A 12001-nucleotide genomic window follows, 5' to 3' on the forward strand; every position below is an offset into this window, starting at 1 on the left:
ATATTGGCATGTATTTAACCAAGGAAGTAAAAGCCGACATCTTTCAAAAGTATGGCGGAAAAGCGGAGAACACAGGTTCTACCGAAGGGCAAATCGCCCTGTTCACCCATCGAATCAACCACCTTTCGGGGCATTTGAAAAGCAATCAGAAGGATTACAATACCGAGCGCTCGCTGGTTCGATTGGTAGGTAAAAGACGTGATCTTCTCGATTATTTGATGAAAAAGGATGTTGTTCGCTATCGTGAACTTATCAAAGAACTCAAAATCAGGAAATAAGGGCATAACCACTGCCCAAAACGAAGAGATAAGGGCTGAAACTTTCAGCCCTTTTTGCTTTTGAACTCGTCTTGAGTTCATGCTTGTAAACGTATTGCAGGTAAAAAATCAACTCAAAACGAGTTCTATAATAGAGATTGTGCGTTGGTAAAGCAACACACGGTTTTTCATTGGTCGACACAACACAACAACACAAATGGGCGGAAATCCGTCCAGGGCATTTACGCCACAAAAGACCATTGTTTAACAAACTCCCGACAACTAGGTCGGGTAAAAATTCAATTTATGATTCCAGAAGTATTTAAAGAGGTCATCGACCTCGGTGACGGTAGGGAAATCTCTATCGAGACCGGCAAATTGGCAAAGCAGGCCCACGGGTCCGTTGTTGTACAGTCCGGAAAATGTATGCTATTGTGTACTGTCGTATCCAATTACGAACAAAAAGACCTTCCCTTTCTGCCGCTAACGGTAGATTACCGTGAAAAATTTGCGGCTTCCGGCCGCTATCCAGGTGGCTTCTTTAAGAGGGAAGCTCGGCCCAGTGATGGCGAAATATTGACCATGCGCTTGGTGGACCGTGTTTTGCGTCCGCTTTTCCCCAAAGATTACCACGCCGAGACCCAGGTGATGATTCAACTAATGTCTCACGACGATGATGTCATGCCTGATGCCATGGCCGGCTTGGCCGCTTCGGCCGCCATCCAACTGTCCGATTTCCCATTTGAATGCGCCATTTCCGAAGCACGCGTAGGTCGGGTGAACGGAGAGTTTATTATCAATCCGAGCCGTTCGCAATTGCTTGAAAGCGATATCGATATGATTATCGGTGCCTCTGCCGACTCTGTAATGATGGTGGAAGGCGAGATGGACGAGATTTCCGAAGAGGATATGGTCGAAGCCATCAAATTCGCCCATGAGGCAATCAAAAAACAGATCGATGCCCAAATGAAACTCGCCGACGCCTTCGGTAGAAAGGAAGTTCGCGAATATGAGCAAGCATCGGAGGACAAGGAGCTGGAGAAGAAAATCCACGAGCTTGCCTACGATAGAGTATACGAAGTTGCCAAGGCCGGTTCTTCCAAACACGAAAGAAGCGAGGCTTTTGCCAGCATTAAAGAAGACATCAAAGCGGGTTATTCCGAAGAAGAGTTGGAAGAAAAAGGCGATTTGATTTCCGATTACTATCGCAAAGCCGAAAAAGCGGCGATCAGGGATCTGACCCTCAACGAGAGCCAACGCCTAGACGGTAGAAAGACCGATGAAATAAGGCCCATCTGGTGCGAGGTCGATTATTTGCCCTCTACCCACGGCTCCGCCCTATTTACACGAGGGGAGACCCAAGCTCTGGCCACGGTTACCCTCGGCACCTCAAGGGAGGCAAATCAGATCGATATGCCATCCTACGAAGGAGAGGAAACCTTTTACCTTCATTATAACTTCCCTCCTTTCTGTACCGGCGAGGCCCGGCCCATCCGAGGTACGTCCCGTAGGGAAATCGGCCACGGAAACTTGGCCCAGCGTGCCTTGAAAGGTATGATACCCGATGACTGTCCGTATACTGTAAGAGTGGTTTCCGAAGTGTTGGAAAGCAACGGATCTTCTTCCATGGCCACTGTTTGCGCTGGTACCATGGGCTTGATGGATGCCGGGGTACAATTAAAAAAACCAGTTTCAGGAATCGCAATGGGAATGATTTCCGATGGGGATTCCGGAAAGTACGCCATACTGTCGGATATCCTTGGGGACGAAGACCACCTTGGTGATATGGACTTCAAAGTCACCGGTACCGCCGATGGCATTACCGCCTGTCAAATGGATATCAAGGTCAAGGGACTTTCTTATGAAATCTTGGTCAAGGCCCTGCAACAAGCTCGTGACGGCAGGTTGCACATCCTAGAGAAATTGACCGACGCCATTGCGGAACCAAGGGAAGATGTGAAGCCACATGCCCCTAAAATGGTCACTACCGTAATTCCAAATGAGTTTATCGGTGCCTTGATCGGCCCTGGTGGAAAAGTGATACAAGAACTGCAGAAAGAGACCGATACGACCATCGTCATCAACGAAGACCCAGTGACCGAAGAGGGAATTGTTGAGATTTTGGGAACGAACCAAGATGGGATCGATGCCGTATTGGCCAAAATCGATTCCCTGATGTTCAAGCCTGAAGAAGGCAGTGTTTACGAGGTAAAGGTCATTAAGATGCTTGATTTCGGTGCCGTTGTGGAATACACCGATGCCCCGGGCAACGAGATTTTACTGCATGTGTCCGAACTCGCTTGGGAACGTACCGAAAACGTGTCCGACGTGGTCAATATGGGCGATGTCTTCGATGTCAAGTATATGGGCATCGATAGACGGACTAAAAAGGACCGTGTATCGCGAAAGGTTCTGCAACCCAAACCAGAAGGTTTTAAGGAACGTCCGCCCCGCAGCAATGACCGCGGCCGTGGTCGGGATGACCGCCGAGGTGGAAGGGACAACCGCGATCGCAAGCCGAGACGCGATAGAGATTAGGCGTTAGTCGTTAGACGTTAGACGTTAGACGTTAGACGTTAGACGTTAGACGTTAGACGTAAATTGTAGAAATCCCCGTTCAATTCGATGAACGGGGATTTTTTGTGGTGTTCAGCGAAAAAATCAACTTTTTTCATTTCAATTGTAACATTTCGCGTTTTTCGACGTATAAGTATATGCAGCTAATCCGAAGAGCCGGTTCTTGTTCAAATTTATACCGGAACTTCAGCGCTTAACTAGAAAAGGAAAATCAGGGATGAGACAGTTAAAAATTACCAAACAGGTTACCAACAGGGAAACCGCATCATTGGACAAGTATTTGCAGGAAATTGGGAAAGTAGATCTGATTACTGCGGACGAAGAGGTCGAATTGGCACAGCGCATCAAGAAAGGCGACCAGATAGCCCTTGAAAAATTGACGAAAGCCAACCTTCGATTCGTGGTTTCGGTCGCCAAACAATATCAGAACCAAGGCCTTACCTTGCCGGATCTGATCAACGAGGGCAACCTCGGACTGATTAAAGCGGCGCAACGCTTCGACGAGACCCGAGGATTCAAATTTATATCCTACGCCGTGTGGTGGATCCGTCAGTCCATCTTGCAAGCCTTGGCCGAGCAGTCGCGTATCGTACGTTTGCCCCTGAACAAAATTGGTTCTATAAACAAAATCAACAAGACGTTTGCGTTTTTGGAGCAAGCCCACGAACGCATGCCCAGTCCCGAAGAAATTGCGAAGGAGCTGGATATGACCGTCGAAGACGTAAAGCAGTCCCTGAAAAACTCAGGGCGACATGTTTCTATGGATGCGCCCTTGATCGATGGTGAGGACTCCAATCTCTACGATGTACTTCGCAGTGGCGAATCGCCCAATCCGGATAAAGAACTATTGCAAGAATCCCTTCGGGTAGAAATCGAGCGCTCTTTGGAGACTTTGACCCCAAGGGAGGCCGATGTCATCCGCCTGTATTTCGGTCTTGCCGGACAACATTCGATGACCTTGGAGGAAATCGGGGAAACCTTTGACCTGACTCGCGAACGGGTACGCCAAATCAAGGAAAAAGCAATTCGCCGTCTTAAGCACACCTCGCGAAGCAAAATTTTAAAGTCTTATCTGGGATAGCCCCAGTGGGATATACACGCTCAAATTTTCTAAAAATTGGAGGTTTGGCATATTAGTTGTATCTTTAAGGTGACAACAGTTTATCATGACTGTTCGTTTTTTGATTGATGAATAAACTCCGGCTGATTACCGGAGTTTTTTGATTTTAACCCTATGAAAGACCACACATCTAAACAGCCCAATAACCCCCTGCACGGCGTCAAACTAGCGGATATTCTTGAACAGCTCACCGAAAAGTATACTTGGGACGAGCTTGCGGAGCGAATCGACATCAACTGTTTTAAGTCCAATCCCTCCATTAAATCCTCATTGAAATTTTTACGGCGGACTCCTTGGGCACGGGAAAAAGTGGAACGACTCTATCTGAAAACACTCTAAAAATAAATGGCGCTCCATATAGTTCTCGTCGAACCCGAAATCCCCAATAATACCGGTAACATCGGACGCCTGGCGTTAGCCACCGGCTCTCATTTACACCTCATAAAGCCATTCGGATTCGAATTGAGCGACAAGCGTTTGAAACGGGCGGGGCTCGATTATTGGCAACATCTGTCCGTATCGGTTTATGAAAATACGGATGAATTTTTTGGCACGCATCGGGACAAAAAAATGGCATTTTTCTCCAGTCATGGCGTACGGAACTACTGGTCCCTCGATTTCACGGACGGACTTTTTCTGATTTTCGGGAAGGAGGCCTCAGGGCTTGCCCCGGAGATAGCGAAAGAATACGAAGATAGGCTCTTCAAGATTCCGATGTTCAGCGAGCATATTCGCAGTTTGAATCTGGCCAATGCCGTGGGTATTGTAGTGTATGAGGGACTAAGGCAGTTCGCGTTGCCATAATGGCGGCCCGAAAAATACAAAGCTGGAAGTTCACGGATACAGGTCGTAGATTGTCTTAAAAATGAGAGTTCGCAGTCGCAAACTGATTTTGATGAACAACCCGTTCTTTATTCAACCTCGACTTCTTCCACCACAAAAAACCCATCGTTTCCTTGCGTCTGGTACAACGGCATAAAGATATGGGCATTCCATCGACTTATAATTTTCTTTCCGTTGTGCGTGGCCAGAAGCTCGCCTTTTTCAATGGTCTGAAAATTTTCGTAACCTGGCTCCATCGCAAACCGGTCATCATCTTCAAGGCTGTGCCGATGAATAATTTCAAAGGTCTTCTGATCCCTTCTTTGATCGGTCGTTTTTTCTACGGCTTGGGGAAATTCGGAAAGACGCTCCAAATCCAATCCACAGGCCTCGACCAATGCCAGCCAGATCATTCCCTCATGATATCGGATTGCATCCGGACTCTGATGCTGGCCTCCCTCGAAAACGAAGCCTGTCAACCCGATCCGGCTCAGATAGTGGTCGATACATCCAAAGACGATATCAGAAAAACCCCGGATGATATGCACGGGAAAGCGGTGCGCCCAGGCATCGTTTTCACCCACCTCCTGCACGGAGATATAAGGCAGACTGTCGGAAGAGGTAGTGTGACAATCTAAAAAGTACCTTTTGCGATACCCGTCTCTTGATTGGCACTCGAGGACGTCGATGATTTCGAACATTTCCTTCTTTTCGTTGGAATCCTTTTTCTGTGCTTCCACATTCCTTTCCGTCCAGGTCCGGTTCAGGTCTTCGTCTATGTACCTCACTCCTTTCTCCAAGGCCGTACGGTTACCGTAGACCCCGACCACCTTGCCGGAAATTTCAGGTTTTTCCCTTTCTAGTAGGTCGATCACTTTTTCAAGGGCTACCACCCCGCTCGGTTCATTACCGTGGATACCGGCGGAAATGAACAACAGCGGCCCCTCATTGTCGGTTCCATAGGTTCCTATAATTCTATTTTCGTCCATCTTCAAATTTTTGTTCCCCATCAGTCCATCGTAGCCAGCTCCTTGTTACTGAGCTCATTTTTATTGAGTTGTTTGTACTCGACCTTGCGTTCGATGGATTCGATCACCGTCTCGGAAAAGTCCGGCAGCCCGGTATCTTCCGTATAGGCGAGCCCTCCTGGACTCATACAATTAATTTCTATCAATTTATCGTCGACCACGTCCAGACCTACGAAGAAGAAACCGTCACGAATCAATTTAGGACCGGTCAACTCAACGATCCGTTCGATTTCCGGGGTCAGTTCGGCCTTTTCGGCCCTCCCTCCCAAGGCCAGATTACTTCTAAATTCATCGGCATCGGAATTGATACGGCGTATCAGTCCGAGCTCACCGTCCTGCTCCAAGATTTTTCCGTTCATTAAAAGAACACGCACATCCCCCTTGCTCACGCCCGGTAGAAATTCTTGGGCAATGACATAGCCCTTATGGAGCAGTGCATCCGTAATCTGTTCGAAATTGGCCTTTTCCTTTCCGATGAGATAAATATCCTGACCGCCCGAGCCTTCTAGGGGTTTTAGTACTATCTTTTTGTTCGTGTCCTTCCAGAAATCGAGAATGACCTGCTTATCGCGGGTGATGACACTCTTTGGTTTGATGGCCTTGGGCAGTTCTTCAAAATACATCTTGTCGATGAATGAATGTGCCATCGCATTGGCATCGTTCAACACCAATACCCCCTGCTGCTGTATGGCCCTGGCAAACGCGAGTCCCGAATGCTCGGCCCATTTTCGGTGCGCCGGCTCTTCGGTGGGATTGTTGCGAACGAAAAGCACTTCGAGCTCATCGGAAGAAATCGTTTCCCACTCCAATTTATCGCTCTTAATTTGGTCCAAAAAATCGGAATGCGTTTCATCTTTTAAGGATTTAGGGATTTTTTTGCATCGAATATCCAAGGGGGACCCGTGTACAAAATTAAACCCTCCCACCTCCATGATGTAAACGGTGTGGTCTCGCTCAAAAGCTTTTTTTAACATTGCGGACGAGGTGCCGACGTATTCCTTATTCAGATCACTCAGTACAAAGCATATTTTCATGGCGTAGGTGTTTTATTATTATCGGTGGCAGATTAGGTATAAACTCATAAACCTGTAAACGCAGAAACAATATTTTTTACCCTAAAAGGAAGCAAGCTGTACCTACACCATCCTGTAGAGCGGCAGTTTTTCCCTGAACTTCCAAAGGTTCTGGTTACAGGCTTCGCTCAACAAATACCGCGGCTTTAATTTCGGGGGATACAGAAGGCCCCGCTCGGTAAGGTCTTCTATAGTGGCCAGATGTTTTAATGCGAATTTTCCGGCAAGTAAAGGCTCCAAAGCACCGCCATCGGACAGATGTTCTCGTAATGCCAACAATCCCTTTAAATATACGATGTCCTTTAGAAAGCCGCCGCCCTGAAACATACGGGAGGTGATATCGAACGAACGCTCTTTAGAAAAGCCATGGTCTATGTGTAGTAGCGCGAACATCTCATCGAACGTTGCATCCTTGCTGAGCGCATCCCCGGCCACTACCCGGCCCGCCAAGGTACGTAGGCGATTCGCCCCTAGGGCATCGGCTAGGTACTCGGCCAATACCGCAATTCCTTCCTGTAAGGCATCATAACCTGCCAAGCCCCCCGCCATTTGTCGCAAGGGTTGCCGCGACCCGTTGTAATAGGTCAGGGCGTGGGTGCCCAATTCATGCTGTATCAAGGCCTGCGCCTCCATCTCGGTAAGATTGTAGTCCGCAGGAAGATAGAGCTCCCCTTGCGCCACCATCATGATGTTCACGTCATTCCTGATATGGACTTTACTGGAATAATCCGGGGCCGTCTTCCTGAAATAATCGAACTCCCGCTCGGCCAAACGCTCAAAATCACGGACGTTCATCACAGGTTTGCGTAGCGCATCGGGCACCTCCGGTATTTCGTTTAAAATTTGTTCCGCTTCTTCAAGCAAGTCTTGCGATACCGTGCCGTACATTCGGATACTACTGTAAAAGAAATTCCGTGACCCCCGCTCTTTCAGCATGGTCAATTCGTGATCGATCTCCTCCCGCTTTTCGTCGTAGATATAGGCCAGTGCCGGATCGTCGATTCTGTCAATTTCCAGATTGTACAATTTGCGTTTCAGAATATCGGGATCAACGGGCAGCAATCGATAATGATAGGTGCCGACATGCCGACATCCATTGTCGAAATAACGCGTTCTTAGTTCCGAAATATTGATAGGCGCCACCAACAACAGAAAGGAATAACTATTCTGTATATCATTAATCTTCTTATCGATCTCGAGTACCTCTTCGTGTATCTCTCTTCTGCCGAGCGCGTGGTAACTGGCCAATTTTGAATTGGTTTGGACCCGAAAAAAATCGAAGAGCGCTTCTTGAACGGTTTCTGCGAACCGAGTTCTGAATTTTCTGAAGAATACGGGGAATTCAGTGCCCGTTCCATCGCGATAGACCGGGGGCACCTCAATCTCGATGTAGGTGCCGCCCAGGGTCCTGAGATTTTCGGTATTGAAAAAAGGTATGATATCATCAGGAGTTTTTTCCGCAATATCAGAAAACCTGGCAGACAGTTCGGTCCCGTAGCGGGACTCGATTTGACTAAGTCCATCGAACAGGGCGTCCAAGGTGACAGGAAGTTTTTTGTAGGGTCCTGAAATGAGAAATTCCGTGCTTTTCAAGGCACCTTCGTGAATTTCAACCACCAGAAACGAACGAAACCTTTCCGCTAATTTGCTCAGGAGGTTTTCTAAAAAATCTTTGATTTCCGTGGTCTCGGTTGATCCTAAAATCAGATAGGATGCCGCAGTCTTCACCAGGCGTAAGGTATTCTTATCTTTTTTCCGCTTTCGGTATACCATTAAATAAGGTATATCGTGTTCGAGAAAAAGAGATCCACCACCGGGTAGTACAAGCGTGGTTCTCTCCCCGGGTTCCAGTTTTGTTAAATGGGGTGGGAAAGCATTTTTGGTCTTTGGATTTTTCAACGGAAAGCAAATAAATTATATATCAATATGTTGAAAATATACAAATTCCGTGATGGGGCCACCAATCTTTAACATTGATTTAAGGCAAGTTTCGGTCTCCGTAAGTTCAAGATTTAGCCTTGGATAGCCTGTCCCGAACGTCCACAATTACCTATCTTTGTAATCCATTTAAAATGAACCGATGAGCGAAACAAAAATTGCCCCTTCCCTACTCGCTGCCGACTTTGGCAACCTGCAACGAGACATAGAATTGGTCAACCAAAGTGAGGCGGCATGGCACCATGTCGATATTATGGATGGACTTTTCGTACCCAATATTTCATATGGGATGCCCGTGGTAAAGACCATGGCCGAACACGCCACCAAGCCCTTGGACGTGCACCTGATGATCGTCGACCCCGACCGGTACATCAAGACTTTTGCCGAGTTGGGCGCCACCAACCTTACCGTTCATTACGAAGCCTGTACCCACTTGCACCGAACCTTGCAGGCCATCAAGGCGGAAGGGATGAAGGCAGGGGTCGCCCTCAATCCGCACACCAATATTCTGCTATTGGAAGATGTTATTAAAGATATCGATGTCGTATTGGTCATGAGCGTGAATCCCGGTTTTGGAGGGCAGTCGTTTATCGAAAACACCTACGACAAGGTCAGGGCGCTACGAGAACTGATTACGAATAAGAAATCAAAGGCCTTGATAGAAATTGATGGCGGGGTAACGTCGCTGAATGCTGGAAAGCTCGTCAAGGCGGGTGCAGATGTTCTGGTTGCGGGCAGTTTTGTGTTTAAAAGTGACGACCCCACCGCGACCATTAAAGAACTAAAAGAAAGTGCAAACCCATGAAACAACTTGATGTAATTATAGTTGGTGGAGGGCCGATCGGAATCGCATGTGGACTGGAAGCCAAGAAAAAAGGATTGAGCTATGTCATTTTGGAAAAGGGACCGATCGTGAATTCCCTTTTTCATTATCCGGTGAACATGCAATTTTTTTCCTCCTCGGAAAAGCTTGAAATCGACGGCATTCCTTTTATCAGTAAGGAGGCCAAACCAAAGCGCAACGAGGCCTTGGAATATTACCGGAGGATCGTTACCTCGAACCAATTGAATATCCATCTTTTTGAAAAAGTGGAAGACGTAGAAAAAACGGAAGACGGGTTTACGGTGCTTTCCGACAAAGAAACCTATTCCTGCTCCAATGTTATTATTGCGACCGGATTTTACGATTTACCCAATAGGTTGGACGTACCTGGGGAAGACCTTCCAAAAGTATCGCACTATTACAACGACCCACATTTCTATGCCAGCCAAAAACTGGCGGTGGTAGGAGCCAGCAACTCCGCCATCGATGCGGCGCTGGAATGCTGGCGGAAGGGCTCGGAAGTATCCCTGATCATTCGCGGTCCCGAGGTGGGGCAGCGCGTAAAATACTGGGTTCGGCCCGATATTATCAACCGGATCGAAGAAGGAAGCATCAAGGCCTACTTCAACGCTACGGTACGGGAAATCGGTCAAGACGAAATTCTCATCGACACCCCGGAGGGAGCTGTCAGCCTAGAAAACGATTTTGTACTGGCCCTGACCGGATACCGGCCGAATTTCGCTTTCCTGAAGAAATTGGGCATTGTCCTTTCCGATGACAAAAAGAGGTTGCCGCAATACAATCCCGAAACCATGGAGACCAATGTCAAGGGACTCTATCTCGCCGGTGTCATCTGCGGCGGAATGGAAACCCACAAATGGTTCATCGAAAATTCGCGCATCCACGCCAAAATTATCATGAACGCCATCTTACACGAAAGTCCGGAGACCGTGGAAGCTTGAAGGGCTGACCGGTGACGGGCGACGGGTGACGGGTGACGGGGCGACGGGTGACGGGGTGACGGGTGACGGGTGACGGGTGACGGGTGACGGGTGACGGGTGACGGGCGACGGGCGACGGGCGACGGGTGACGTAAAGAAAAAGGAGAAGCGTAAAGAGAAAAAGGAATACCATTGAAAATCATTCATACGGCGGACTGGCATATAGGCAAAAAATTGCACAAGCACAATTTAATCGCCGATTTTGATCTCTTCATCGATTGGTTGGCCAATCGGATAGCGGATCTGGAAGTCGATCTTCTTTTGGTCTCGGGCGATATTTTTGATCTGGCCAACCCTTCATCCGAAGCGAGGGAGCAGTATTATCGGTCGCTTTTAAGACTTAGGAAACTGGATACCAAGATTATCCTTACTGGAGGCAATCACGACTCTCCGGCAATGCTCGACGCCCCGCAGCAACTTTTAAAAGAACTGGATATCTCGGTTGTAGGCGGAATGTCTGACTGTATAAACGATACCATCATTCCCGTAAAGAGCAGTTCCGGCGAAACCGAGCTCGTGGTGGCCGCCATCCCTTTTTTAAGGGATACGGACCTTCGCACCGCCCACACAGGGGATACCTACGACGATCGTTTGGCCGCGGTACGCATGGGCATCGAAACCATTTTTTGCTCGGCGGCCGAACAGTGTTCTAAAAAGTATCCTGACATCCCAGCCATAGCCATGGGCCATCTTTTCGCCACGGGCGCGGAAACATCCGAAAGCGAACGGGACATTCAGATCGGAAACCAGGCCGCCTTTGAAGCGAATCGGTTCGGAAGCGGTTTTGACTACGTGGCCTTGGGCCATATCCATAAACCCCAGCGCATCAACGCCACGATCCCGACCTATTACAGCGGTTCGCCCATCCCCCTATCCTTTAGTGAACAATCCGATGAAAAACGCATCTTGTTCCTCGACACCGAGAAATCGTTCGTACCCCAGAGTATTCCTGTACCATCCTTTAGATCGCTTTTAAAAATAAAGGGCACGATGTCAAGGCTCTCCGCTAAATTATCCACTTTGCCAGAAAACAATGCCCTGGACACCCTGATCGAGGTGGAGCTGCACGAGGAATCGTATGACGCTGAAAAAATGTTCCAGCTCGACAGCCTGATTTCCAGCTTTGATATGCCCGGATATGAAATTGTCAAGCATAAAACGTATTTTTCGATAGCCGAAAAAAAATTGGGACAATACGAAACACCGGAAAAACTGGAAGATGTACGGCCAAAGGACGTCTTTTTGAAAAGAATATCCGAACATGAATACGAGAACGAAACCAAAAAGGAACTGTTATCGGCCTTTGAGGAAATTCTCGACGAGGTGTACACCGAGGCTTAAATTGTCCGGAAAACAAAACCT

At 48.0% G+C, this 12001-nt stretch carries 11 protein-coding genes; 8 read left to right on the forward strand and 3 right to left on the reverse strand.

The window, feature by feature from the left end:
- Positions 1 to 8 precede the first annotated feature (8 nt).
- The 5 genes from rpsO to RQM65_RS04740 all read left to right on the forward strand — a co-directional run bounded on the left by rpsO (position 9) and on the right by RQM65_RS04740 (position 4758).
- Positions 9 to 278: a 30S ribosomal protein S15 gene (gene rpsO / locus RQM65_RS04720; RefSeq protein ID WP_314013096.1), complete on the forward strand. Its 270-nt coding sequence runs from the start codon at positions 9 to 11 to the stop codon at positions 276 to 278.
- 285 nt (positions 279 to 563) lie between these two features.
- A complete protein-coding gene (locus tag RQM65_RS04725; protein ID WP_314013097.1) occupies positions 564 to 2795 on the forward strand; it encodes a polyribonucleotide nucleotidyltransferase in 2232 nt (743 codons plus the stop codon).
- Between the two features lie 256 nt (positions 2796 to 3051).
- The gene (locus RQM65_RS04730; RefSeq protein ID WP_314013098.1) at positions 3052 to 3915 is read left to right on the forward strand and encodes a sigma-70 family RNA polymerase sigma factor; all 864 of its coding nucleotides are present in this window, start codon (positions 3052 to 3054) and stop codon (positions 3913 to 3915) included.
- Positions 3916 to 4068: 153 nt separating this feature from the next.
- Positions 4069 to 4293, forward strand: coding sequence for a VF530 family protein (locus RQM65_RS04735; RefSeq protein WP_314013099.1), 225 nt, complete (start codon positions 4069 to 4071; stop codon positions 4291 to 4293).
- A gap of 6 nt (positions 4294 to 4299) precedes the next feature.
- Positions 4300 to 4758: a tRNA (cytidine(34)-2'-O)-methyltransferase gene (locus RQM65_RS04740; protein ID WP_314013100.1), complete on the forward strand. Its 459-nt coding sequence runs from the start codon at positions 4300 to 4302 to the stop codon at positions 4756 to 4758.
- A 107-nt stretch (positions 4759 to 4865) separates the two neighbouring features.
- Here RQM65_RS04740 and RQM65_RS04745 read toward each other — a convergent pair whose 3' ends face one another.
- The 3 genes from RQM65_RS04745 to RQM65_RS04755 form a co-directional block, all read right to left on the reverse strand.
- The gene (locus RQM65_RS04745) at positions 4866 to 5765 is read right to left on the reverse strand and encodes a succinylglutamate desuccinylase/aspartoacylase domain-containing protein (RefSeq protein WP_314013101.1); all 900 of its coding nucleotides are present in this window, start codon (positions 5763 to 5765) and stop codon (positions 4866 to 4868) included.
- Between the two features lie 20 nt (positions 5766 to 5785).
- Positions 5786 to 6838, reverse strand: coding sequence for an ATP-grasp domain-containing protein (locus RQM65_RS04750; RefSeq protein WP_314013102.1), 1053 nt, complete (start codon positions 6836 to 6838; stop codon positions 5786 to 5788).
- A 102-nt stretch (positions 6839 to 6940) separates the two neighbouring features.
- A complete protein-coding gene (locus RQM65_RS04755; RefSeq protein ID WP_314013103.1) occupies positions 6941 to 8650 on the reverse strand; it encodes a peptidase MATCAP family protein in 1710 nt (569 codons plus the stop codon).
- A gap of 307 nt (positions 8651 to 8957) precedes the next feature.
- Between RQM65_RS04755 and rpe the strand changes: the two genes are divergently transcribed.
- The 3 genes from rpe to RQM65_RS04770 all read left to right on the forward strand — a co-directional run bounded on the left by rpe (position 8958) and on the right by RQM65_RS04770 (position 11980).
- Entirely contained in the window at positions 8958 to 9620 is a 663-nt protein-coding gene (gene rpe, locus RQM65_RS04760; RefSeq protein WP_314013104.1) for a ribulose-phosphate 3-epimerase, read from the forward strand.
- Positions 9617 to 10600, forward strand: a complete 984-nt coding sequence (locus RQM65_RS04765) for a YpdA family putative bacillithiol disulfide reductase (protein WP_314013105.1) — start codon at positions 9617 to 9619, stop codon at positions 10598 to 10600. The genes rpe and RQM65_RS04765 overlap by 4 nt, the downstream gene beginning before the upstream one ends.
- Before the next feature lie 171 nt (positions 10601 to 10771).
- Positions 10772 to 11980 (forward strand): exonuclease SbcCD subunit D C-terminal domain-containing protein, encoded by a 1209-nt coding sequence (locus tag RQM65_RS04770; RefSeq protein WP_314013106.1) that lies wholly within the window; start codon positions 10772 to 10774, stop codon positions 11978 to 11980.
- Positions 11981 to 12001: the final 21 nt, after the last annotated feature.

It is taken from the genome of Pricia mediterranea, from assembly GCF_032248455.1.
Taxonomy (GTDB): domain Bacteria; phylum Bacteroidota; class Bacteroidia; order Flavobacteriales; family Flavobacteriaceae; genus Pricia; species Pricia mediterranea.